The organism is Georgenia muralis, assembly GCF_003814705.1.
GTDB classification, from domain to species: Bacteria; Actinomycetota; Actinomycetes; order Actinomycetales; family Actinomycetaceae; genus Georgenia; species Georgenia muralis.
Genome location: NZ_RKRA01000001.1, coordinates 3,508,308 through 3,531,876, shown reverse-complemented (window position 1 = coordinate 3,531,876; position 23,569 = coordinate 3,508,308). Strand labels below are relative to the sequence as shown.

20 protein-coding genes and 1 pseudogene are annotated in these 23,569 nt (G+C 74.6%); 14 read left to right on the top strand and 7 right to left on the bottom strand.

Annotation, left to right across the window (positions count from 1 at the left end):
• Positions 1-163 precede the first annotated feature (163 nt).
• Positions 164-1,096: an ROK family glucokinase gene (locus EDD32_RS15950; protein ID WP_123919048.1), complete on the top strand. Its 933-nt coding sequence runs from the start codon at positions 164-166 to the stop codon at positions 1,094-1,096.
• Between the two features lie 4 nt (positions 1,097-1,100).
• On the opposite strand, the gene EDD32_RS15945 is transcribed toward EDD32_RS15950, so the two are convergent.
• Positions 1,101-1,625: a hypothetical protein gene (locus tag EDD32_RS15945; RefSeq protein ID WP_123919046.1), complete on the bottom strand. Its 525-nt coding sequence runs from the start codon at positions 1,623-1,625 to the stop codon at positions 1,101-1,103.
• Positions 1,626-1,804: 179 nt separating this feature from the next.
• Here EDD32_RS15945 and EDD32_RS15940 point away from each other — a divergent pair, with 179 nt between their 5' ends.
• The 3 genes from EDD32_RS15940 to EDD32_RS15930 all read left to right on the top strand — a co-directional run bounded on the left by EDD32_RS15940 (position 1,805) and on the right by EDD32_RS15930 (position 5,094).
• Complete coding sequence (locus tag EDD32_RS15940; RefSeq protein ID WP_123919044.1) at positions 1,805-3,031, top strand: pyrophosphate--fructose-6-phosphate 1-phosphotransferase; 1,227 nt, start codon at positions 1,805-1,807, stop codon at positions 3,029-3,031.
• 84 nt (positions 3,032-3,115) lie between these two features.
• Complete coding sequence (locus EDD32_RS15935; RefSeq protein WP_123919042.1) at positions 3,116-4,468, top strand: class II 3-deoxy-7-phosphoheptulonate synthase; 1,353 nt, start codon at positions 3,116-3,118, stop codon at positions 4,466-4,468.
• Between the two features lie 11 nt (positions 4,469-4,479).
• Positions 4,480-5,094, top strand: a complete 615-nt coding sequence (locus EDD32_RS15930) for a molybdopterin-dependent oxidoreductase (RefSeq protein WP_246006176.1) — start codon at positions 4,480-4,482, stop codon at positions 5,092-5,094.
• A gap of 6 nt (positions 5,095-5,100) precedes the next feature.
• Here EDD32_RS15930 and pknB read toward each other — a convergent pair whose 3' ends face one another.
• Together pknB and EDD32_RS15920 are read right to left on the bottom strand one after the other, a co-directional pair.
• Positions 5,101-7,008, bottom strand: coding sequence for a Stk1 family PASTA domain-containing Ser/Thr kinase (pknB, locus tag EDD32_RS15925; protein ID WP_211338864.1), 1,908 nt, complete (start codon positions 7,006-7,008; stop codon positions 5,101-5,103).
• A 58-nt stretch (positions 7,009-7,066) separates the two neighbouring features.
• Complete coding sequence (locus EDD32_RS15920) at positions 7,067-8,542, bottom strand: lytic transglycosylase domain-containing protein (protein ID WP_211338863.1); 1,476 nt, start codon at positions 8,540-8,542, stop codon at positions 7,067-7,069.
• Between the two features lie 172 nt (positions 8,543-8,714).
• Between EDD32_RS15920 and EDD32_RS15915 the strand changes: the two genes are divergently transcribed.
• Positions 8,715-9,086, top strand: a complete 372-nt coding sequence (locus EDD32_RS15915) for an Rv2175c family DNA-binding protein (RefSeq protein WP_123919040.1) — start codon at positions 8,715-8,717, stop codon at positions 9,084-9,086.
• 14 nt (positions 9,087-9,100) lie between these two features.
• On the opposite strand, the gene EDD32_RS15910 is transcribed toward EDD32_RS15915, so the two are convergent.
• Entirely contained in the window at positions 9,101-10,183 is a 1,083-nt protein-coding gene (locus EDD32_RS15910; protein WP_123919038.1) for a polyprenyl synthetase family protein, read from the bottom strand.
• 142 nt (positions 10,184-10,325) lie between these two features.
• On the opposite strand from EDD32_RS15910, the gene EDD32_RS15905 reads away from it, so the two are divergent.
• The 6 genes and pseudogenes from EDD32_RS15905 to EDD32_RS18945 all read left to right on the top strand — a co-directional run bounded on the left by EDD32_RS15905 (position 10,326) and on the right by EDD32_RS18945 (position 15,061).
• Positions 10,326-11,432 carry a DUF4192 domain-containing protein gene (locus EDD32_RS15905; RefSeq protein ID WP_123919036.1) on the top strand — a complete coding sequence of 369 codons (1,107 nt, stop codon included), beginning with the start codon at positions 10,326-10,328 and terminating at the stop codon, positions 11,430-11,432.
• 154 nt (positions 11,433-11,586) lie between these two features.
• Positions 11,587-11,985 carry a universal stress protein gene (locus EDD32_RS15900; RefSeq protein ID WP_123919034.1) on the top strand — a complete coding sequence of 133 codons (399 nt, stop codon included), beginning with the start codon at positions 11,587-11,589 and terminating at the stop codon, positions 11,983-11,985.
• A 62-nt stretch (positions 11,986-12,047) separates the two neighbouring features.
• Complete coding sequence (gene gcvH, locus EDD32_RS15895; protein WP_123919032.1) at positions 12,048-12,431, top strand: glycine cleavage system protein GcvH; 384 nt, start codon at positions 12,048-12,050, stop codon at positions 12,429-12,431.
• 246 nt (positions 12,432-12,677) lie between these two features.
• A pseudogene (locus EDD32_RS15890) lies at positions 12,678-13,970 on the top strand (RNA polymerase sigma factor); the annotation flags it as partial.
• Positions 13,971-14,255: 285 nt separating this feature from the next.
• Positions 14,256-14,897, top strand: coding sequence for a winged helix-turn-helix domain-containing protein (locus EDD32_RS19230; RefSeq protein ID WP_211338862.1), 642 nt, complete (start codon positions 14,256-14,258; stop codon positions 14,895-14,897).
• Positions 14,894-15,061, top strand: coding sequence for a hypothetical protein (locus EDD32_RS18945; protein WP_170175327.1), 168 nt, complete (start codon positions 14,894-14,896; stop codon positions 15,059-15,061). Before EDD32_RS19230 ends, EDD32_RS18945 begins: the two co-directional genes overlap by 4 nt.
• A gap of 18 nt (positions 15,062-15,079) precedes the next feature.
• Here the strand turns inward: EDD32_RS18945 and EDD32_RS15880 are convergent, their stop codons facing one another.
• Both EDD32_RS15880 and EDD32_RS15875 read right to left on the bottom strand, forming a co-directional pair.
• A complete protein-coding gene (locus EDD32_RS15880) occupies positions 15,080-15,901 on the bottom strand; it encodes a DUF1206 domain-containing protein (protein WP_123919028.1) in 822 nt (273 codons plus the stop codon).
• A 145-nt stretch (positions 15,902-16,046) separates the two neighbouring features.
• On the bottom strand, positions 16,047-16,259 hold the full coding sequence (locus tag EDD32_RS15875) for a DUF7455 domain-containing protein (protein ID WP_123919026.1): 213 nt from the start codon (positions 16,257-16,259) through the stop codon (positions 16,047-16,049).
• A gap of 257 nt (positions 16,260-16,516) precedes the next feature.
• On the opposite strand from EDD32_RS15875, the gene EDD32_RS15870 reads away from it, so the two are divergent.
• From EDD32_RS15870 to EDD32_RS15860, 3 genes are all read left to right on the top strand, one after another.
• The gene (locus EDD32_RS15870) at positions 16,517-18,637 is read left to right on the top strand and encodes a DNA gyrase/topoisomerase IV subunit B (protein ID WP_123920611.1); all 2,121 of its coding nucleotides are present in this window, start codon (positions 16,517-16,519) and stop codon (positions 18,635-18,637) included.
• Between the two features lie 20 nt (positions 18,638-18,657).
• On the top strand, positions 18,658-19,710 hold the full coding sequence (locus EDD32_RS15865; RefSeq protein ID WP_123919024.1) for a GNAT family N-acetyltransferase: 1,053 nt from the start codon (positions 18,658-18,660) through the stop codon (positions 19,708-19,710).
• A 143-nt stretch (positions 19,711-19,853) separates the two neighbouring features.
• Positions 19,854-21,026: a GNAT family N-acetyltransferase gene (locus EDD32_RS15860; RefSeq protein WP_246006175.1), complete on the top strand. Its 1,173-nt coding sequence runs from the start codon at positions 19,854-19,856 to the stop codon at positions 21,024-21,026.
• A 34-nt stretch (positions 21,027-21,060) separates the two neighbouring features.
• Here EDD32_RS15860 and EDD32_RS15855 read toward each other — a convergent pair whose 3' ends face one another.
• The gene (locus EDD32_RS15855; protein ID WP_123919022.1) at positions 21,061-23,529 is read right to left on the bottom strand and encodes a DNA gyrase/topoisomerase IV subunit A; all 2,469 of its coding nucleotides are present in this window, start codon (positions 23,527-23,529) and stop codon (positions 21,061-21,063) included.
• Positions 23,530-23,569 lie beyond the last annotated feature (40 nt).

The window sequence follows — 23,569 nt, the reverse complement described above, 5'->3', positions numbered from 1 at the left end:
TGTCTCCATCGGCAGGGGGGCGGGGATCCCGTGCCGCCACCCTAGTGGTGCCGGCCGGAGGTGACACCTCCCTCGTCCGGCGCGCCGAGGGGCGGACCTGTGGGCCCCGTGGCCCGTGACCCCTCACCATGGACCCCGGACACTCGACGGAAGGACGGACGGCATGGACGCCATCGGCGTGGACATCGGCGGCACCAAGATCGCTGCTGGCGTGGTCGACGAGGCCGGGACGGTGCTCTCGCAGGTCCGGCTGGACACCGACCCGGACAACCCCGGCGCGATCGAGGCGGCCGTCATCTCCGCCGTCGCGCAGCTGCGACGGACCCACACGGTCGGCGCCGTCGGCGTGGCGGCCGCCGGGTTCGTCAGCCCGCGCCGCGACGCGGTGCTCTTCGCCCCCAACATCGCCTGGCGCGACCACCCGCTGCGCGAGCGCCTCGCCGCCGGCATCGACCTGCCGATCGTGGTGGAGAACGACGCCAACGCCGCCGGCTGGGCGGAGTTCCGCTTCGGCCGGGCCCGTGCGGTCGAGGACATGGTCATGCTCACGGTCGGCACCGGCCTGGGTGGGGCCCTCGTCCTGGGTGGCCGGCTGCTGCGCGGCGCGCACGGCGCCGCCGGCGAGATCGGCCACATGCAGGTCGTCCCGGGCGGGCACTACTGCGGCTGCGGCCATGAGGGCTGCTGGGAGATGTACGGCTCCGGGCGGGCCCTGACCCGCTCGGCCCGTGCGGCGGCGGTGGCGTACCCGGACCGGGCCGGTGCGCTGCTCGAGCTCGCCGGGGACAAGAAGATCCAGGGGCCGCACGTCACCGCGGCCGCCCAGGCCGGGGACCCCCTCGCCATCGAGCTCTTCGCCCAGCTGGGATTCTGGCTCGGGGTGGGCATCGCCGACCTCGCGGCCGCGGTCGACCCCGAGATGGCCGTCGTGGGCGGCGGGGTGGCGGCGGCGGGGGACCTCCTCCTCGAGCCGATCCGCGCCTCCTTCGCCCGGCACCTGTCCGCCCGGGGCTACCGCGGGGAGCTGACGATCGAGCTCGCCGAGCTGGAGAACGAGGCAGGCATCGTCGGCGCGGCGGACCTCGCCCGGAACTGAGTCCCTAGACGACGGCCCCGTCGGAGCGGTCGTCGCGGTCGCGGCGGGCGGGCATGCGCCACAGGAGCAGCCCGACACCGCCGGCCAGGACGAGCGCCAGGGCCCCGAGCACCCCGTCGGGGACCGGGCGCCACACGACGGAGAGGACGACCCCCAGCATGACGGCACCGATCGTGGCGACCCAGCCCAGGGTCACGGCCGGATCGGCGTGGGTGAGGGGTTCGGGCTCGGGCGGCTCGTAGCCCTCGTCCTCGTCCTCGTCCGGGACGTAGTCGCGCGGACCCGGCGCCGCGGGTCGCACCACGCGAGCACCCGGCAGGTCCGCGGGGCGGGCGGGGCGCTCGTCGCCGGGGACGGCGCCGGGTCCCGGACGGTCGGGCCCGGGCTCGCCGGGCGTGGGGTGCTCGGGCGGCGGGACGGCCAGCTCACCGAGGGAGGCGGTCAGCTCCGCCCACCGCGCGGCGACGGCGGCGTCGTCGAGCTCCCGGGGCTCGCCGGGGGGCTCGCCCTCGCGGTTCGGTCCGGCCATGCCTGCACTCTAGATCGCCGCCACCGGCCACCGGCACCCCGCCCGCCGCTGGTGACGGGCGCCCGAGGACCCGGGGCCGCCCCACGACGCCCCCCTAGGATGGTTCCGGGTCCGTCCGCGACCGCGGCGGCCCGGCCCGGCGGCGTCCGTCGCGGGCCCGGACAGACGGAAGGTTCTCGATGACGGTCCGACGCGTCGCGCTGCTCACTGCCGGCGGCTTCGCCCCCTGCCTCTCCTCCGCCGTCGGCGGGCTGATCGAGCGGTACACCGAGATCGCCCCCGACGTCGAGATCGTCGCCTACCAGCACGGCTACCACGGCCTGCTCACGGGCACGAAGGTCGCCGTCGACGCCGAGGCGCGCAAGCACGCGGGCGTCCTGCACCGGTTCGGCGGCAGCCCCATCGGCAACTCCCGCGTGAAGCTGACCAACGCCAAGGACCTCGTCGAGCGTGGCCTGGTCCGCGAGGGCCAGAACCCGCTGGAGGTCGCCGCGGAGCGCCTGCGCGAGGACGGCATCGACGTCCTGCACACGATCGGCGGTGACGACACCAACACCACCGCCGCCGACCTGGCCGCCTACCTCGAGGAGCACGACTACCACCTCACGGTCGTCGGGCTGCCCAAGACGATCGACAACGACATCGTGCCCATCCGCCAGTCGCTGGGCGCCTGGACCGCGGCCGAGGAGGCGGCGGAGTTCGCGCAGAACGTCATCGGCGAGCACCGCGTCAACCCCCGCATGCTCATCGTCCACGAGGTCATGGGCCGGCACTGCGGGTGGCTGACGGCCGCGGCCGCGAGGTCCTACCGCGCGTGGCTCGACACGCAGGAGTGGGTCCCCAGCATCGGCCTGAGCCGTGAGCGGTGGGACATCCACGCGGTGTTCCTGCCCGAGATGCACCTCGACATCGACGGTGAGGCGGACCGGCTCCGGGCCATCATGGACGCCCAGGGCAACGTCAACATCTTCCTGTCCGAGGGGGCCGGCGTCCCCGAGATCGTCGCCGAGCTCGAGGCCAAGGGCGAGGAGGTCCAGCGCGACCCGTTCGGCCACGTCAAGCTCGACACCATCAACCCGGGCCGCTGGTTCGCCCAGCAGTTCGCGGAGCGGATCGGCGCCGAGAAGGTCATGGTGCAGAAGAGCGGCTACTTCTCGCGCTCGGCCCGCGCGAACGCCGAGGACCTGCGCCTCATCCAGTCCATGACGGACCTGGCCGTGGAGTGCGCGCTGCGCGGGGAGTCCGGCGTCATCGGGCACGACGAGGAGGACGGCGACCGGCTCAAGGCGGTCCCGTTCCCGCGCATCGCCGGCGGCAAGGCGTTCGACGTCAGCCAGGCGTGGTTCGGGGACCTCATGGCCGGGATCGGCCAGACGGTCGAGGCCGCGGCCCCCGCGGCGCACTGACCCGCGCCGCCGGGGGTGGGGCGGGCGTCGTCCGGGTGCCGGACGGCGTCTGTCTCACGTGCCGGGAAGACCTATCCTGGGCGCGTGAGCATCGAGGCATCCGAGGAAGTCCTGGCGGGTCTGCAGCACTGGCGCGACCTGCCGGCCGCGCAGCAGCCCGCCTGGCCGGACCAGGCCGCGGTGGACGCCTCCACGGCGGAGCTGCGCGAGCGGCCCCCGCTGGTCTTCGCCGGTGAGGTGGACAACCTCAAGGGCCACCTCGCCGCTGCCGCCCGGGGCGAGGCGTTCCTCCTCCAGGGCGGGGACTGCGCGGAGACGTTCGCCGAGTCCACGGCGGACCGGATCCGCAACAAGATCCGCACCATCCTCCAGATGGCCGCCGTCCTGACCTACGGCGCCAGCATGCCGGTCATCAAGATGGGCCGGATGGCGGGCCAGTACGCCAAGCCCCGCAGCTCCGACCTCGAGACCCGCGACGGGGTCACCCTGCCCGCCTACCGCGGCGACGCCGTCAACGGCCACGCGTTCACCCCGCAGGACCGCACACCCGACCCGCAGCGCCTGGTCGGGGCGTACACGCGCTCGGCGACGACGATCAACCTCATCCGCGCCTTCACCTACGGCGGTTTCGCGGACCTGCGACTCGTCCACGACTGGAACCGCGGCTTCACCTCCAACCCCGCCTACGCCCGCTACGAGGTCCTCGCCGCGGAGATCGACCGCGCGATGCGGTTCATGGCCGCCTGCGGCGTCGACTTCGACGCCCTGCGCACCGTGGACTTCTACTCCTCGCACGAGGCCCTGCTGCTGGAGTACGAGTCGGCGATGACCCGCATCGACTCGCGCACCGGGACGCCGTACAACACCTCCGCCCACTTCGTGTGGATCGGCGAGCGGACCCGGCAGGTCGACGGCGCCCACGTGGACCTGCTCTCGCGCGTCCGCAACCCCATCGGGGTCAAGCTCGGCCCGACGACGACGGGTGACGACGCCCTGGCGCTCGTGGACCGGCTCAACCCCGACGGCGAGCCGGGCCGGCTGACCTTCATCACCCGCATGGGCGCCGGCAGGATCCGCGACGCCCTGCCGGCGCTGGTCGAGCGGGTCACCGCCGACGGGCGGCCGGTGACGTGGGTGTGCGACCCCATGCACGGCAACACCATCACCTCCCCGTCCGGCTACAAGACCCGCGAGCTGTCCACCGTGCTGGACGAGGTGCACGGGTTCTTCGGGGTCCACAAGGCCCTGGGGACGGTCCCGGGCGGTCTGCACGTCGAGCTCACCGGCGACGACGTCACCGAGGTCCTCGGCGGCAGCGAGGAGGTCGACGACGCCGCGCTGGCCCGGCGCTACGAGACCCTCGTCGACCCGCGGCTGAACCACCAGCAGTCCCTGGAGATGGCCTTCGACGTCGCCGAGATGATCCGCGGGCACTGAGGACAATGGTCGTGCCGGACCGGATGGAGGTCGACCCGGGCCCGCGTCTGCCCGCGGACAGGTTCCTCCCGCCCGGCCAGCACCTGGTCGCCCGCGCCCCCGTCATGCACTACGGGCCGGTGCCGGCGCGGCGGCCCGAGCGGTGGCGCCTCACGGTCGGCGGCGCCACCGCGGACGGCGCCGAGCACGCCTTCGGCTTCGCCGAGATCACCGCGCTGCCCCGGCGCACGGTCGTGGCCGACCTGCACTGCGCGACCGGGTGGTCGGCCGTCGACGAGCGGTGGGCCGGGGTGGCCGCCCGCGACGTCGTCGAGCTCGCCCCGCCCCGGCCCGACGTCGAGCACGTCCTCGTGTTCGCCGAGTACGGCTACGCCGCCACGGTCCGCCTGGAGGACCTCGTCTCGGGCCGCGCCCTCCTGGCCACGCACCACGACGGCGAGCCCCTGCCGGACGAGCGCGGTGGGCCCATGCGGCTGATCGTCCCCCACCTGTACTCGTGGAAGGGACCCAAGTGGCTCAGGGGGTGGAACTACCTCACCGAGGTCGAGCGCGGCTTCTGGGAGGAGCGGGGCTACCACCTGCGCGGCGACGCGTGGCGCGAGGAGCGCTACGCCTACCAGGAGTGACGGCCGTCAGACGACCGTGAGGGTGATGACGCTGCCCCGGGGCAGCATCGACCCGGCCTCGGGGTCCTGGGCGCGGACGGTGCCGAAGAAGGCCCCGAGCACCTCCTCGACCTCCACCTGGAAACCGGCGTCGACGAGGGTCTGCCGGGCGGCGCGCACCTGGGTGCCGACCACCTCGGGCACCGCGAGCAGCTCCGGTCCGCGGGAGAGGACGAGGTCGACCGTGTCCCCGCGGTAGAGCGTGCCCTCGCCGGGCGCGGGCGACTGGGCGAGCACGAGACCGGCGCCGACCGTGTCGGAGTACTCCTCGGTCGTGCCTCCCAGGGCCAGGCCGGCGGCGGTGAGGGCGGCCTCGGCGTCGGCGGCCGACGCACCGGTGACGTCGGGCAGCTCGACCGGCTCCCGGCCGGCGGAGACGACGAGGACCACACCGGTGGTGTGCTCGACGACCTCCGCCGCGGCGGGGGAGGAGGAGATGACCGCCCCGGCCGGCACGGTGTCGTCGAACTCCTCCCGGACCTCGGACACGGCCAGGCCGGCGACGGCGAGGGTGTCCTCCGCGGCGTCCCGGTCCTGGCCGGTCACGTCGGGCACCGGCACGGTGAGGATCCCGAGCGAGACCCGGACGGCGACCTCGGAGTCGGGGCGGACCTCGCTACCACCGTCCGGGTCGGTGTCGATGACCGCCCCGGCGGCGACGTCGTCGTGGTGGGTGCGGGTGACCACCGGAACCAGGCCGGCGTCGCGGAGGGCGTCGACGGCGAGGTCCTCCGCCTGTCCCTGCGCCTGCGGGACGGGGACGGTGGCGCCGGGCCCGACCCGGAACCACCACAGGGCGCCCGCGCCCGCCACCAGCGCGATGGCGAGCAGCAGGGCCACCACCCGCGGCCAGGCCCTCGCCCGTCGGGCCGGACCCTCCTCGCGAGCGGCGAGGGCACCGATGGGCAGCGCGACCGTGCCGTACCGGCGGGGGAGGTCGACGGCGGCGGTGCCGCGGGCGTCGGGCGCCTCCTCGCTGCCCGGCTGGGCGGCGGGGGGTACGTCGGCGCGCCGGACGAGGTCCGCGGGGTCGAGGTCGTGGACGCACCGGCGCGCGAGCGCCAGGGCCGCCGCGGCGTCGACGGGGCGCTCGTCGAGCTCCCGAGCGGTCAGGGCCCCGACGAGCTCGTCGACCTCGGCGGGCAGCCACGAGAGCTGGGCGGAGGGGGCCGGCACCCGGCCGGTGACGTGCTGGTAGGCAATGCGGATCGGGGCGTCCCCGGTGAACGGCGGCCGGCCGGTGAGGAGCTCGTAGAGCAGGACCCCGACGGCGTAGACGTCGGCGCGCTGGTCCGCCCGGCCCTCGGTCACGATCTCGGGCGCGAGGTAGGCGACGGTGCCCAGGACCGTGCCGGTCGTCGCCGCGGTGGCCTCGCTGACGGCGCGGGCGAGCCCGAAGTCCGCGACCTTGGGTCGCCCGTCCTGGGTGAGCAGGACGTTCTCGGGCTTGATGTCGCGGTGGACGAGCCCGGCACGGTGGGCCGAGGCCAGGGCGTCGAGGACGTGGTCGACGACCGTGAGCGCCTCGCCGAGCGGCAACGCGCCACGGCGGCGCAGGACCGTGCGCAGGTTCGGTCCCTCGACGAGCTCCATGACGAGGTAGCTCGCCTCGCCCGTGGTGCCCTGGTCGTGCACGGCCACCACGCCCGGGTGGGTGAGGCGCGCGGCCGCCCGCGCCTCGCGGCGGAACCGGGCCACGAAGTCCGGGCTCTCGGCGAGGTGCGGGTGCATCACCTTCAGCGCGACGGTGCGCTCGAGACGACGGTCCACGGCCCGGTAGACCGTGGCCATGCCCCCGCGAGCGATGCGAGCGCCGACCTCGTACCGGTCGTCGACCAGACGGCCGATCATCGGGTCGAGGGTCGCGGTGTCCACGGCCGCGAGCCTAACCCGGCAGCGGCGCAGGGCCCGGCAGGCGTGCCGGGCCCGGACCTCAGAACCGGTTCATGAGGGCGCGCACGGCCGCGACGTACATCTTCGTGTCCGGGTAGAGCCCGTTGCGGGCCACCGACCCGGCGCCCTGGTAGTACGACGCGATCGCGGTGTCGAGGTCGGGGGCCGTGCGCACGTGGTAGCGGATGATCGCCACGCCGGCTACGACGTTGTCGAGCGGGTCCAGCAGGTTGAGCGGGCGTCCTACCAGGTCCGAGGCCCACCGGCCCGATGACGGGATGACCTGCATGGTGCCCAGCGCGTTGGCGGGGGAGACCGAGGCGTGGTTGAAGCCCGACTCCTGGAAGGCGTGCGCCTGGGCGAGGGCCGGGTCGACACCCATCTGACGGGCGACCGAGGCCACGAGCGCCTGCATCTCGGCCCGGGAGGGGACCCCGGTGGCGAGCAGGGTCGCCTTGTTGGCGTTGGCCGAGGCGACGGTGGCCTCGGGGTAGGTCCGGCCCAGGAAGCTGCTGGGCACCAGCGGCTGGGTGGTGGGTGCCGGGGCGGCGGACGCCTTGGCCGGGACCGTCAGGCGCTGCCCGACGTAGATCGTCGCGGCGGGTCCGAGCTTGTTGGCCTGAGCGACGGCCGCGACCGTGGTGCCCCACCGTGCGGCGAGGACCGAGACGGTGTCGCCCGCGACGACGGTGTGCGTGGTGGCGGCCGGGGCGGCCGGGGCGGCCGGCTTCGGGGGGGTCGGGGTGGCCGGCTTCGGGGGGGTCGGGGTGCCTGCCGCGCCGGCGACGCGTAGCTTCTGGCCGACGTAGATGCGGTCGGGCGAGGCGAGGGAGTTCAGGCTCACCAGTGCCGAGACCGACGTGCCGTACTGCCGGGCGATGCCGGAGAGGTACTCGCCGTTGCGGACCGTGTGGGTGGTGGCGGCCGGCGCGGCGGCCGGGGCGGCCGGCTTCGTGGGGGTCGGGGTGCCTGCCGCGCCGGCGACGCGTAGCTTCTGGCCGACGTAGATGCGGTCGGGCGAGGCGAGGGAGTTCAGGCTCACCAGTGCCGAGACCGACGTGCCGTACTGCCGGGCGATGCCGGAGAGGTACTCGCCGTTGCGGACCGTGTGGGTGGTGGCGGCCGGCGCGGCCGCGGGGGCGGCCGGCTTCGTGGCGGTGGGGGCGGCGGCGGCAGCCGACGGGATCCGCAGCATCTGGCCGACGCGGATCACCGCACGGGCGTCCAGGCCGTTCGCCCCGACGATGGCTCCCACCGAGGACCCCGTGCGGGCGGCGATGTGCGAGACGGTGTCGCCGGCCTGCACGCGGTAGGTCATCACCGGCGCGGCCGGCTGGACGTGGACCGGAGCCGCGAGAGCCCCGTGGAGCGCCGGGGCAGGGCGCGCGGAAGGTGCCGGTGCGGCGGCCGCGGGGACGGCCATCCCGACGGCGGTCGTGGCGGCGAGGGCGAGGCCCACGCCGGCCCGTCCCGCGTGTGCCCGCGCCGAGGGCTGGGAACGGTGCTCGGCCTTCATCGATCCTCCAACGTCGGTCTCACCCGGGGCCGCGTACCGACCCCGGGTGGGTGCCGTCCGACGTGACCATGTGCCTGGTGATGATGATGTGACTTGTGTTAACGCTGTGACAGTAGCGACTGATGTGGTGCGCCGCCAAGCCCTTCGTCCCAGCGGGCTCTAGGCTGGGGCGGTGAGTGACACGCCCCAGGACCCCGCCACCTGGCTCTCCGTCCCCGAGGTCGCCGAGATCCTCGGCCTCCGGCAGCGCGACGTCCGCGCCCTGGTCCGGGACCGTCGGCTGCTGACCGTCCCGCACGGCCCGAACGGGTCGGCCGCGATCCCGGGGGAGTTCCTGCTCCTGCCCGAGGAGTCGGACGAGCCCGGACCGCTGCCCGCCCTGCGGGGCACGCTCATGCTGCTGGCGGACGGCGGCATGGACGACCAGGAGGCGTTCCGGTGGCTCTTCACCCCCGATGCCGAGCTCGGCACCACCCCCATCAGCGCGCTGCGGGAGCGCCGGACCCACGCGGTCCGTCGCGTCGCGCAGACGCTGGCCCTGTGAGGTAGGGGGACGGCTCAGGCGTCCCGCCGCGTCAGCGCCTCGGCCAGCCCGGCGACCGCGGCGCGGGCGTGCCCCGGCAGGTGCGCGTCGTCGAGCGCACGCAGGGCCGCCTCGCGTCGCTCCTCGACCAGCCGACCGTGCTCGGCGAGGGCGCCGCTGGCGACGATGAGGTCCTGCAGACGCCCGACCTCGGCCGGAGCGAGGTCCGCCCGGCCCAGCCGGCGTCTGAGGTCCGCCCGGTCGGTGGCGTCGACCCGCGCTGCGGTGAGCGCGACGAGCGCGGTGCGCTTGCCCTCGCGCAGGTCGTCGCCCGCGGGTTTGCCCGTCACCGCGGGGTCGCCGAACACGCCGAGCTCGTCGTCGCGGAGCTGGAAGGCCTCACCCAGGGGCAGCCCGACCCCCGACAGCGCCGCGAGCAGGTCGTCGTCGCCGCCACCCAGGGCCGCGCCGAGCACGAGCGGGTGCTCCACGGAGTACCGGGCGGACTTGTGCCGCACGACCTGAAGGGCACGCGTGAGCTCCTCGCCGTCGTCGCGCCAGGGCAGGTCCTGGGAGCGGATGTCGAGGTACTGACCCAGCGCCACCTCGGCGGTCATGACGTCGTAGATCTCCCGCGCCCGCCGTCCGGCTGCGGGCGGCACCAGCTCACGCGCCCGCTCGAGCTCCATCGCCGAGAGCGCCAGGAGGAGGTCGCCCAGGACGATGGCCGCGGCCGTGCCGTAGGAGTCGGCCTCGCCCAGCCAGGCGTTGGTGGTGTGGTGCCCGGCGAACCTCCGGTGCGCCGCCGGGAGACCGCGCCGGGTCGCCGAGCCGTCCATGACGTCGTCGTGCACCAGCGCCGTCGCCTGGAAGAGCTCCAGGGCCGACCCGGCGAGCACGACCGCCTCGCTCGTCCGCTCGTGCCCCGCCGCCAGCCACCCCGCCGCGCAGAGCTGCGCGCGCAGCCGCTTGCCACCCGAGAGCAGCTCGCGTGCCGGGAGGAGGAACTCCTCGACGGGTGCCCCCACCTCCGCGAAGCGGGCGGTGTGCTCGCCGAGCGCGGCGAGCGTTCGGGCCGAGACGTTGTCGCGGACGTCCGTCAGCGTCGAGGTGCGCATGGACCGACCCTACGGTCCGGCCGCCCGGTCCGCCGACGTGCCGCCGGGCACGGCTCGTCGCTGGTCCGTCCACAGACCGCCGGGGAGGTGCCGGTCCACAGGACCTGCGCCCGCCCTGCCTCCGTGACGGTGCGATGCCCTCATGACGACCACCGTGACCGTCGACGACCCCCGCGACCTCGTCGCGCACCTGCCCTACCGCCTCGGGTTCCACCCCGCCGACTCCGTCGTCCTCGCGGGCCTGTGCCGCGGCCCGAGCGGTCGCGACCTCGTCGGCCTGGTCGTGCGCTGCGACCTGGCCGACCTCGGCCACCCCGCAGCGGGCCCGGCCCTCGCGGCGACCCTGGGCGGACACCTCCTTGCCGACGGCGCGTACGACGTCTTCGCCGTGGTCTACCTCGCCACCAGCCGGCGCGGGGTGTCCCGCGACGAGCGGGTCCGCCACGCCCGACGGGCGCTGGTCGACGCGATGCCCTGGGCCGCGTCGCTCCGCGGTCCCTGGTTCGTGGGCCACGAGGCCTTCGGCCACCTCGACCCGTGCCGGTGCTGCGCGGCCGGCGGGCGCCCGCTGCGCGACCTCGAGACCTCGGTGGCCAGCGCCGCGTTCGTCGCCGACGGCCGAGCCGCGGTCCGGTGTCGTGAGGACCTCGCCGTCGTTCGCACGCAGGACACCGCCGCGCGCGCGGCCGCCGCCAGGGCCGGTGCGCAGGAGCGGCGCCGGGTGGCCGCGGCCCGTGCGGTCGGCGCGGCGTTCCGCCCACCACCGGCCGAGTCGGCCGAGCTGTGCCGCCTCCGGCAGGAGCACTGCGACCTGTGGGACTCCTCCCTCGGCGAGGTTCCCGCGCACGCCACGCTGGGCCGCCTCCTCGTGGCGCTGGAGGACACCCGCGTGCGTGACGCCGTCCTCGCCGCCACGCTGGCCGGCGGCGACGTCGTCGCCCGCGACCTGCTCCCGGTCGACGCGGTGGACCTCGTCCTCACGGTGGCGCCGCCCCCGGAACGCGACACGATCGTCGCCGCCGACCGTCTGGCCTGCGCCGTCGTGGCCCACGCCCCGGACGGCGCCGCGGCCCCGGCCCTCGGACTGCTGTCGTACCTGTGCTGGTGGGACGCCGCAGGTGCGCGCGCCGACGTCCTGGCCGGGCAGGCACTGCAGGAGCAGCCGGGGCACCGCCTGGCGGTGCTGGTGCGCGAGGCGCTCGACGCCGCGGTGCCGCCACCGTGGTACCCGCAACGCCACGAGCACTGAGCGACCGCCTGCCCCACCGAGCGCGTCCCGCCGGCCGTGGTGCCGACCGGTCCGGATGAGCCGTCGCGCCCGGGTATCGGGTGAGCCGTCGCGCCCGGGTATCGGGTAACGTCGCGGGCACGACGAGCCGGAGCGGACGGGAACGGGGTGCTGGATGACCATCGTGGTGGGCTTCCTGTCGACCAAGGAGGGCGAGGCCGCCCTGACGTCGGCCGTGGCAGAGACCCGGCGCCGCGACACCAGGCTCGTCGTCGTGCTCTCGCGTCGCACCGACGCCGGTGACCACGCCGCGCTCGAGGCGGAGGCCGACGCCGTGCGCGACCGTCTCGACGAGGCAGACCTCGCCTACGAGGTGCGCCAGCTGCGCCGCGGCAGCGACGTCGCCGAGGACATCCTCGCCGTGGCCGAGGAGGTCGGGGCCGACCTCATCGTCATCGGCCTGCGACGTCGATCGCCGGTGGGCAAGCTCATCCTGGGCTCCAACGCCCAGCGCATCCTCCTCGACTCCCCGTGCCCGGTCCTCGCGGTCAAGCCCGCCGGCGCCGCGGCCTAGCGAGCCTCCACGACCCCGGCGCCCCCGTGCCGGCCTGCCTCGTCCCCCCGAAGGAGCACGCCATGGACTACCCCGGCGACCGGCTGTACACCCCTGACCACGAGTGGATCACCGTCGACGGCGACGTCGCCCGCGTGGGCATCACGAGCTACGCCGCCCAGGCGCTCGGCGACGTGGTCTACCTGGACCTGCCCGAGGTGGGCACCGTGGTCACGGCGGGGGAGAGCTGCGGGGAGATCGAGTCCACCAAGTCCGTCTCGGACCTCGTGGCCCCGGCCGACGGCGAGGTCCTCGGCCACAACGAGGCCGCCGTCGACGCCCCGGAGACGGTCAACACCGACCCCTTCGGCGACGGCTGGCTCTACACCATGCGCGTCGGCGCGGTTCCGGAGGACCTCCTCGACGCGGAGACCTACGCCGCCCTCGTGACCGGCGAGGGCGCCTGAGCGCCGTCGGGGCGCGTCCGGGTGGGCTCTGCGCCCGTCGCGGCCGCATCGGCGGGACCGCCCAGCGCTGACCACCGACGGTGGAATGCCTCGGGGCGCGGCGGCGTTGAGACCACAGCGCTGCCGCGGCGCTGCCCCACGTCAGCGCCCCGCCCACCACTGTCGGGCCCGCCGACCCGGCTGAGGCTATAATTGTAGGGCTGGCACGCTCGATCGTCGGCTCTCGCGACCCCCGCCGAAAGGTTCTCTGTGTCTGTGTCGTCCACGTCTGCCTCCAAGACCACCCGCTCCCACCGGGCCGCCAAGCCTGCTGCGGACGTCCCTGCCGAGGGTTCGGTCGAGCAGGCCGAGGTGCCCACCCAGGCCCCCGCGGAGGAAGCGCCCGCCAAGAAGACGCCGGTGCGCAAGGCCGCCGGCGCCAAGACGCCCGCCCGCGCCAAGGCCGCTCCCGGCACCAAGCCGGCTGCCGGCCGGTCCACCGCGAAGAAGACCGCCCTCAAGGCCGTGCCCGACGCCCCGGCGGAGCCTGCCGCGGCAACCGAGGACGACGAGCCCGACGAGTCCGGCTTCGTCGTCTCCGACAACGACGACGACGACGCGCCCGTCCAGCAGGTCGTCACCGCCGGTGCGACCGCGGACCCGGTCAAGGACTACCTCAAGCAGATCGGCAAGGTCGCCCTCCTCAACGCCGAGCAGGAGGTCGAGCTCGCCAAGCGCATCGAGGCCGGCCTGTTCGCCGAGGAGAAGCTCGCCAGCGAGGGGGAGTCCCTCGCGCCGAAGCTGCGCCGCGAGCTGCAGTGGATCGCCAACGACGGGCACCTCGCCAAGAACCACCTCCTCGAGGCCAACCTCCGCCTGGTGGTGTCCCTGGCCAAGCGGTACACCGGTCGCGGCATGCTGTTCCTGGACCTCATCCAGGAGGGCAACCTCGGCCTCATCCGCGCCGTGGAGAAGTTCGACTACACCAAGGGCTACAAGTTCTCCACGTACGCCACGTGGTGGATCCGCCAGGCCATCACCCGAGCCATGGCCGACCAGGCCCGCACCATCCGCATCCCCGTGCACATGGTCGAGGTCATCAACAAGCTCGCCCGCGTCCAGCGGCAGATGCTCCAGGACCTGGGCCGCGAGCCCACCCCGGAGGAGCTGGCCAAGGAGCTGGACATGACGCCCGAGAAGGTCGTCGAGGTCCAGAAGTACGGCCGCGAGCCGATCTCGCTGCACACCCCGCTCGGTGAGGACGGCGACAGCGAGTTCGGTGACCTCATCGAGGACTCCGAGGCGGTCGTCCCCGCCGACGCGGTGAGCTTCACCCTCCTGCAGGAGCAGCTCCACGCGGTGCTCGACACCCTCTCCGAGCGGGAGGCCGGCGTCGTCTCGATGCGCTTCGGCCTGACCGACGGCCAGCCGAAGACGCTGGACGAGATCGGCAAGGTCTACGGCGTCACGCGTGAGCGGATCCGCCAGATCGAGTCCAAGACGATGTCGAAGCTGCGCCACCCGAGCCGGTCCCAGGTGCTGCGCGACTACCTGGACTGACGAACTCACCACGCACCGATCGTCGACGCCGCCGCCAGCCATCGCGGCGGCGTCGCTGTGTCCGGCGCGGCTGCGCCGAGCCCGGGTCCCTGCCTCCCGTGCGGAGGGGCGTCGCTGTGTCCGGAGCGGCCTGAGCTCGGAGCCGTGCGACCGGCGCGGAGCGACCAGGGCGTGCGTGATGACGACGTGCCGCGGGAGGGCCCGAATCCGTGCCGCCGGAGGGCGCGAATACCACCTTGCAAAGAAATGCTTGCAAAGGTGTCTTTGGAGAACTAGTCTCGACTCATGAGCAGCACCCGCCACGAGGAGCACGTCCTCGACGTCGCCGCCCTCAAGGCACTCGCCCACCCGCTACGTACACGCCTGTGGGACGCCCTCATGTCCGGCCCGGCGACCGCGAGCCAGCTCGGCCAGCTCCTGGGGGAGTCCTCCGGCGCGACGAGCTACCACCTGCGCCAGCTCGCCCGGCACGGCTTCATCGAGGAGGTCCCCGACCGCGGTACCGCCCGTGAGCGCTTCTGGCGGGCCACGGAGCGGGAGACCCGCATCACCCGCGACGCCGTCAGCACGCCGTCGGGCCGTGCGGCCCTGGCCATCTTCGGCGACGAGTGGCTCAAGCTTCGGTTCGAGTCCGCGGCGCGCTACCAGCAGATGCGACGCCAGGACCTCGTGCCCGGCCCGTGGGCCGGGGCAGCGGTCGAGATGGCCACCACCTTCGTGGCCACCGCCGACGAGCTCGCCGAGCTCGTCGCCGACCTCCAGGCGGTCATCGAGGCCTGGCACGACCGGGTCGAGGGCCGCGACGGCACCGAGCCCGGCACGAGCCCTGTCGAGCTGCAGCTCAGGGCCTTCCCCCGCAGCATCCCCGCAGCCACCCCCACCGCGCCGCACGGCGCCGCCACCACCGAGCACAGGAGCCAGCCGTGACCGACCCCAGCCTCATCGACGCCTTCGCCGCCCGCAGCCTGGGCGTGCCCATGCAGGAGATGCTCCGCACCCGACGCGCACGGACCGCGCCGTGGCGGCTCACGACCCGTGGCGGGACGTCGTTCGTCAGCCCGACGCGGCCGCTCCCCGGCGAGCTCCGCTGACCCTCCCGGCCGCCGGCCTCAGCCCTCGACCGCGTGCCGGGCGCCCATCACCTGGTAGACGCCGAAGCTCATGAGACCGAGCGCCACCGCGCCGAGGAGCACCGTGCCGTAGGGCAGGCGGAAGATGGCGGTGAGGGCCTCGTCGATACCGCCGGCCTGCTCGGGGTCACGGCGCAGGGCCGCCAGGGCGACGATGACGCCAAGGACGCCGACCGCGACCCCGCGGCCCACGTGGCCCACCCGGCCGAAGGTGATGAGCCGCTCGTCGACCCCCGGCTCGAACTTCTCGCGGAAGCTCGCGGTGATGCCGCGGTACACCCAGTAGCCGCCGAGCCCGAGCAGGCCCGCGCCGACCGCGACGACGAGCACGACCCCGCCCGGGTTGGACAGGGCCGAGGCGGTGAGTGACTCCTCCGTCCCGTCGTCCGGGGATCCGTCGAGCACCAGGTCGGCGATGGTCGCGACGAGCACCCCGGCGACGACGACCTTGGCGGCCGAGCCGATCCGCTTCTTGAGGCGGTCGGTGCCCTCCTCGTACCGGTACCCCCACACGGCGGCGGCCAGCTGCCACAGGCCGTACGCGACCAGGCCGAGCGCCATGACGACCAGCAGCACCCGTCCGACCGTGGTGCCGGCGAGCTGGGCCAGCGCACCGGACTGGTTGGCCTCCTGGCCACCGGCGTCACCCGTGGCGAGCTGCAGGGCGACCCACCCCAGGAGGAACCACACCACGCCGATGGCGGCGAACCCCACCCGTCCGAGGGTGAGGAGCCAGCCCGACTCGGCGGACTCGTGGACGTGACCGCGGGCCTGCCGCGCGTGCTTCTCCAGGGAGCTCATGGGTGAAGGGAACCACCGGCGGACCCGACGGGCACGCCGAGCGCACGTCGGGTCCGTCCGCGGCACGCGCGGCAGCCGGACCGGGCCGCCCGAGGAGACGACGGCGGCCGCCACCCCGAGGGGATGGCGGCCGCCGTGGCGTCGCTCAGCGCTGGGCGCCGGGTTCCGCGTGCAGGCGCTCGGTCTCGTCGTGGATGGTCTTGGCCACACCCGAGAGGGCCTCGGAGTGACGGCGGGCGTGGTGGGCGCAGAACAGGAGCTCGCCGGCGTCGAGCTCGACGCGGACGTAGGCCTGCGCACCGCAGGCGTCGCAACGGTCCTGGGCTGTCAGCGTGGGCTCTGTCGTCGTGGTGCTCATGTCAGCATGTAACCACCCCGACCCTGGAAATATGCTGCGGGTGGTCCCCTTTACGCTGCCGGCGTAGCGCCGGCGCCAGGGCCGAAGGTCCCGGCGCGGTCGGACGGGCACCGGGTGCGGGTCCCACCGGGCACCCACCGGCGGCCGCGGGGCGTGCCCCGGACTGCCCGCTGCGGCACGGCACGGTGCCCACCGGTGGGTCGGTGCACGGGCCGGGGCGTGAGAAAACCTAGTATCGACAGGTGTCCACCGCCACGATGACCGCCGCGTCCAGCTACACCGCCCGCCACCTCTCCGTCCTGGAGGGCCTCGAGGCGGTGCGCAAGCGCCCCGGCATGTACATCGGCTCCACCGACTCGCGCGGCCTCATGCACTGCCTGTGGGAGATCATCGACAACGCCGTCGACGAGTCCCTCGAGGGGCACGCGACGACCATCGAGGTCATCCTGCACGCGGACTCCTCGGTGGAGGTCCGCGACGACGGCCGCGGCATCCCGGTGGACAACGTGGCGTCCCTGGGCCTGTCCGGCGTCGAGGTGGTCTTCACCAAGCTCCACGCCGGCGGCAAGTTCGGCGGCGGGTCCTACGCCGCCTCCGGCGGTCTGCACGGCGTCGGCGCCTCGGTGGTCAACGCCCTGTCGGCCCGCCTGGACGTCGAGGTCGACCGCGGCGGCAGGACCCACCGGATGACCTTCCACCGGGGCGAGCCCGGCGTGTACGACGACAGCGCCGGCCGCGGGCCCGACGCGCCGTTCAGCCCCTTCACGGACGCCTCCGAGCTCGCCGTCACCGGCAAGGTGCCCCGCACCCGCACCGGCACCCGTGTGCGGTACTGGGCCGACCGGCAGATCTTCCCCGCGTCGGCGACGTTCTCCTACGACGACCTCCTCGACCGGGCACGCCAGACCTCCTTCCTCGTCCCGGGCCTGACCCTGACGGTGCGCGACCTGCGGGGGCTGCCCGGCACGCCGGGGGAGGCGGGTCCCACCGAGGAGGTCTTCCGCCACGACGGCGGCGCGGTCGACTTCGCCGACTTCCTCGCCCCGGACGCCTCCGTGACGGACACGTGGCGCCTGACGGGCACCGAGACGTTCGCCGAGACCGTCCAGCAGCTGGACGACCGCGGGCACCTGCACCCCGTCGACGTCGAGCGCAGCTGCGAGGTCGAGGTCGCCCTGCGGTGGGGGATCGGCTACGACACGACCGTGCGCTCCTTCGTCAACATCATCGCCACGCCCAAGGGCGGCTCGCACCTGGCCGGGTTCGAGCAGGGTCTGCTCAAGACCGTGCGCAAGCAGATCGAGACCAACGCGCGGCGGCTCAAGGTCACCGCGAAGGAGGGCAAGATCGAGAAGGACGACGTCCTGGCCGGCATGACGGCCGTCGTCACGGTGCGCTTCCCCGAGCCGCAGTTCGAGGGCCAGACCAAGGAGGTCCTCGGCACCGCACCCGTGCGCGGCATCGTGGCCAAGGTCGTCGAGCGCGAGCTCACCGCGCTGCTCACCTCCTCGCGGCGGGCCGAGAAGGTCCAGGCCGCCGCCCTCCTGGAGAAGGTCGTGGGGGAGATGCGGGCGCGCGTCTCGGCCCGCATGCACAAGGAGATCTCCCGCCGCAAGAACGCCCTGGAGACCTCCACGCTGCCGGCCAAGCTCGCCGACTGCCGGAGCGAGGAGGTCGACCGCACCGAGCTGTTCATCGTGGAGGGGGACTCCGCGCTGGGCACCGCCAAGCTGGCGCGCTCGAGCGACTTCCAGGCCCTGCTGCCGATCCGCGGGAAGATCCTCAACGTCCAGAAGGCCTCGCCGGGGGACATCCTCAAGAACGCCGAGGTCGCCTCGATCATCCAGGTCATCGGCGCAGGGTCCGGCCGCACCTTCGACCTGTCCCAGGCGCGCTACGGCAAGATCGTCCTCATGACGGACGCCGACGTCGACGGCGCCCACATCCGCACGCTGCTCCTCACCCTCTTCTTCCGGTACATGCGTCCCCTCGTCGAGGCGGGCCGGGTCTTCGCCGCGGTGCCGCCCCTGCACCGGGTGGAGATCGCCGGCTCGGGCGGGCGCAAGGGGGACGTGGTCTACACGTACGCCGAGAGCGAGCTCACCGGGCTCCTGCGCCGGCTCGAGCGGACCGGCAAGCGCTACAAGGAGCCCATCCAGCGGTACAAGGGTCTCGGCGAGATGGACGCCCACCAGCTCGCGGAGACCACCATGGACCCGTCCCGGCGCACCCTGCGCCGGATCTCCATGGCCGACGAGACCGCCCTCCACGAGGCCGAGCGGGTCTTCGAGCTCCTCATGGGCAACGACGTCGCCCCCCGCAAGGACTTCATCGTGGCCGGCGCAGATCACGTCGACCCCGACCGGATCGACGCCTGAGCGCCCCTAGGATCGTCGTCATGCCTGACCGACCGCTCGCCGACCGCCTGGGCGCGCCGGAGGTGGCCGAGCTCCCGGCCGCCCACCTGGGGCTGAGCTGGCGCACGATCACGGCGGCGGACCTCGACGCCGTCCGCGACCTGGCCCTACGCTGCGCCGAGGTCGACCGCCCGGTCTCCGGGACCGGCCCCGGCTCGGTCGTCGACGCCCTCGGCCCCGGCTCGGTCGTCGACGCCCTCGGCCGGGGCACGGGCGACGCCCTCGGCCGGGGCACGGGCGACGCCCTCGGCGGGTTCTCCCGCGCGGGCGAGCTCGAGGCGGTCGCGGTCGTGGACGTCCCGCCCGGCGCCGGGCGGGTGCACCAGGCGGTGCTCGTGGCGTCCCTCGCCCCCCAGTGGCGAGGTCGGGGCATCGGGCGCGCCCTGCTGGACTGGCAGGACGGGCGGGCGCGGCAGCTCCTCGCCGCCCGTGGCGGGCAGGGCCCGGCGCGGCTCGCCGCGTACGTCGACGAGCACCACGCCGACCGGCGCCGGCTCTACGTCGCGGCCGGGTTCAGCGCCAAGCGCACCTTCCACGAGATGCGCCGCGCCGTGGCCGACCCGGTGCCCGCGGCGCCACCGCCGCCGGACCTGCGGATCGGTGACCTCGTCCCGGCCCTCGACGACGCCGTCCGTGAGGTCCACAACGCCGCGTTCGCCGACCACTGGGGCGCCGAGCCGCTGACCGCCGGGTCGTGGACCCGCCTGCTCGAGGCCCGGGAGCCGGCCTGGTCCAAGGTCGCCCTCGACGCCGACGGCGCCGTCGTCGGCTACGCCATGACCTGCCGGCGCCCCCACCCACGCACGGGCGCGGCCGAGGGCTGGACGGAGCTGCTCGGTGTCCGGACCGACCACCGCGGCCGCGGCGTCGCCCGTGCCCTCCTCGCGGCGGTGCTGCGCTCCCTCGCCGAGGACGACGTCGCCACCGCCGGCCTGACCGTCGACACGGTCGAGCCCGTCGGGGCGGGCGCCTTCTACGAGGAGCTCGGGTACCGGCGCGAGGGCGCCCGGATCCTCTACACCATCGAGATCTGAGGCGCACCGGCCCAGAGGCTCCTACCGACGCCCGGGCGCCCGGCGCCTCCGTGGTCGGCGCCGCTCGCACACCGGGTGGCCGGGCACCAGGCACCCGGGCACCGAGGTGACGGTCCCGGGCGCCACCACGTATCGTCGGGGCCGTGCCCGCCCCCCGACCCCGTCCGGACAGCCGTGCGCCGTCCCAGAGCGTGACGGTGCCCGGCGCCGCGGTGGTGCCCGGCACCGCGGCGGCTCCCCGCACCACCGCGGCCACCGGCGGCGTGGCGGCTCCCGGCGGCGTGGCGGCGCCCGGCAGCGCGACGGTGCCCCTCGCGGTCCGCGCCGGGGCTCCCGCGGTCGTGCCGCCGCCGGCGGCGGTCGCCGGCCTGGAGTGGCGCCCGCTCGGCGCGGTGGACATCGGCGGCCTCACCGACCTCGTGGGGCGCATCGAGGACGCCGACGACCCGCCCTACCGCACCTCGGCCGAGGAGATCGTCGAGTACTTCGACTCCGGGCACGCCTGGAGCGCGATGGGTGGCTGGGACGCCACCGGGTCGCTGCGCGCGTTCGGCTTCGTCCGGGTGCGCCACGGTGACACGTCGCTGCTGCGGGCGTTCTGCTCCGGCGGGGTCGACCCGCTGTGGCGCCACCGGGGGGCTGGCTCGGCCGTGCTGGACTGGCAGGTCGCCCGGGGCCGGCAGATGCTCGTCGAGACCGGCAAGGAGGCGCCGGCGCGCATCGTCGTCCACGTCGACGAGGGCATGGACGCCCTCACCCGGCTGATCGAGGCACGGGGGTTCGAGCCCCGGCGGTGGTACACCGAGATGCGGCGCGACCTCTCGCTGCCCATCCCCGAGGTGCCCCTGGACCGCCACCTCGCCGTGGTGCCGTGGAGCCCGGATCTCGACGACGCCGTGCGCCGCGCCCACAACCGGGCGTTCGGAGACCACTGGGGATCTCAGCCCCACACCCCCGAGTCCTGGCGCCAGGGCCGCACCCACTTCGCCCCGGGCTGGAGCTTCGTGGCCCTGGACCGGTCGAGCGACCGCGCCCAGGTGGCCGGGTACCTCATGTCCGGCCGCTACGAGCAGGACTGGCCCGCCCTGGGCTGGACGGAGGGGTACACCGAGATCATCGGCGTCCTGCGGGAGTGGCGCGGGCGCCATGTCGCCACCGCCCTCATGACCGAGGCGATGCGGGCCTACCGGGACTCCGGCATGCAGTACGCGGGCCTCGACGTCGACACCGACAACCTCACCGGCGCGGTGCGCCTGTACGCCAAGCTCGGCTACGAGGTCACCCGCACCTCGGCGATGTACACCGTCGAGATCTGATGTGGGCGGCGCCGCAGCCTGACGGCGCCCCGGCTCAGCCGATCGCGGCGACCGGGACGGGCAGGGGCTGCCCGGAGCCGTCGCGGCGCTCGTCGGGGTCGGGCAGGGGCACGGCCTGGCCCCCGGAGCCCACGGCGCGGGCGGGCTCCGGTCCCACCCAGGCGAGCTGGAGGCAGTCCTCGCCCCGGACGAAGCGGTGGGCGCGGACGCCGCCGGTGGCCCTGCCCTTGGCGGGGTAGCGGTCGAGCGGGGTGACCTTGGCGCTGCCGGCCACGGTGCCCGGCAGGGCCCCGGACGCGCCCGCCACGGTGACGACGACGCTGGAGGAGACGTGGTCGGCGTCGACGACACCGAGGTGGACGACCGTCGCCCCGGCGGCCAGCTTGATCCCGGCCATGCCCTGGCCGCCGCGCCCCTGCGGCCGCACCGCCGCGGCGTCGAAGCGCAGCAGCTGGGCGTCGGAGGTGATGAGGACGAGCTTGTCGCCCTCGGCGGCGTGCCCGGCGCCGACGACCCGGTCGCCCTCGCGCAGGCCGACGACCTCCCAGGCGTCCTTGTTGCCGGGGTGGTCGGGCACGACCCGCTTGACGACCCCCTGGGCGGTGGCGAGGACGAGCGGCGGGGCACCGGCGTCGAGGCGGACGAGCCCGACCACCTCCTCGTCGCGTCCCAGGCCCAGGAGCTCGCGGACGGGGGCGCCCCCGGAGAGCCCCGGTGCCGACCCGGTCGGGGGGATCGTGGGGGCGTCGAGGACCTCCAGCCGCACCACCCGTCCCGTCGAGGTCGCCACCGCGACGTGCCCGCGCGCCGTCGCCGGCACGGCGTGGGTGACCGCGTCGTGCGCGGACCGTCCCCCGGTGCGCACGGGTGCGTCGGGCTCGGTCGTGCGGGCGAGCAGGCCCGTGCCGGACAGGAGCACCCAGCACGGCTCGTCGGCGACCTCCAGCGGCAGGGCGGCCGTCCGGGTGCCCGCCCGCCCCGGCGCCGCCTGGGTGGCCGGGCCGCCGGCGTGCTCGAGGAGCACCGTGCGCCGTGGGGTGCCGAACCGGCGGGCGACGTCGGCGAGCTCGTCGGAGACGACCTGGCGCAGGCGCGCCTCGGAGCCGAGGATCTCCTGGAGGAGCTCGATCGTGCGGGCCAGCTCGTCCCGCTCGGCCTCGAGCTCGAGCCGGGAGAACTTCGTCAGGCGGCGCAGCCGCAGGGCGAGGATGAAGTCGGCCTGCGCCTCGGACAGGTCGAACACGCTCATGAGGCGGGTGCGGGCGGCGTCGGCGTCGTCGGAGGTGCGGATGACCGCGATGACCTCGTCGATGTCGGCGATGGCGACGAGCAGGCCCTCGACGAGGTGCGCGCGCTCGGTGGCCCGGTCGAGGCGGTACCGCGTACGGCGGCGGACCACCGTGAGGCGGTGCCCGACGAAGACCTCCAGGAGCTCGCGCAGCCCGAGGGTGCGCGGCTGGCCGTCGACCAGCGCGACGTTGTTGATCCCGAAGGACTCCTCCATCGGCGTGTGCCGGTAGAGCTGCTCGAGCACGGCCTCGGGGTTGAAGGCGTTCTTGACCTCGATGACCAGCCGCAGCCCGTGATGGCGGTCGGTGAGGTTCTGCACGTTGGTGATGCCCTGGAGCTTGCGCGCCTGGACGGCGTCCTTGATCTTCTCGATCACGCGCTCGGGCCCGACCATGTACGGCAGCTCGGTGACGACGATGCCCTTGCGGCGCGGGCTCAGGTTCTCCACCCGGGCGGTGGCGCGGGTGCGGAAGCTGCCCCGGCCGGTGGCGTACGCCTCGCGCACGCCCTCCAGACCCACGATCTTGCCGCCCTCGGGCAGGTCCGGGCCGGGGACGAGCCGGACGAGCTCGTCGAGCGTGGCGTCGGGGTGGTCCACGAGGTGGCGCGCCGCGGCGACCACCTCGACGAGGTTGTGCGGGGGCATGTTGGTGGCCATGCCCACCGCGATGCCGGTGGCGCCGTTGACGAGGAGGTTGGGGATGGCCGAGGGCAGGACCGACGGCTGGGTGAGCTGGTTGTCGTAGTTGGGGACGAAGTCCACGACGTCCTCGCCCAGGTCCGCCGTCATGGCCAGGGCGGCGGGGGTGAGCCGGGCCTCGGTGTAGCGCGAGGCCGCGGGGCCGTCGTCGAGGGAGCCGAAGTTGCCGTGCCCGTCCACCAGGGGCAGCCGCAGCGCGAACGGCTGGGCCATGCGCACCATGGCGTCGTAGATGGCCGAGTCGCCGTGCGGGTGGAGCTTGCCCATCACCTCGCCGACGACGCGCGCGGACTTCACGTGGCCGCGGTCGGGCCGCAGCCCCATCTGGTCCATCATGAACAGGATCCGGCGCTGGACGGGCTTGAGCCCGTCGCGCGCGTCGGGCAGCGCCCGGGAGTAGATGACCGAGTAGGCGTACTCGAGGAACGAGCCCTGCATCTCCGCGGAGACGTCGATGTCGACGATCTTCTCGTCGACGGGCTCTGAGGGGGTCGTCGGGGTCTTCCGGGCCATGGTGGCCATTGTCGCCGACGGCGGAGGCGATCGCGTGCAC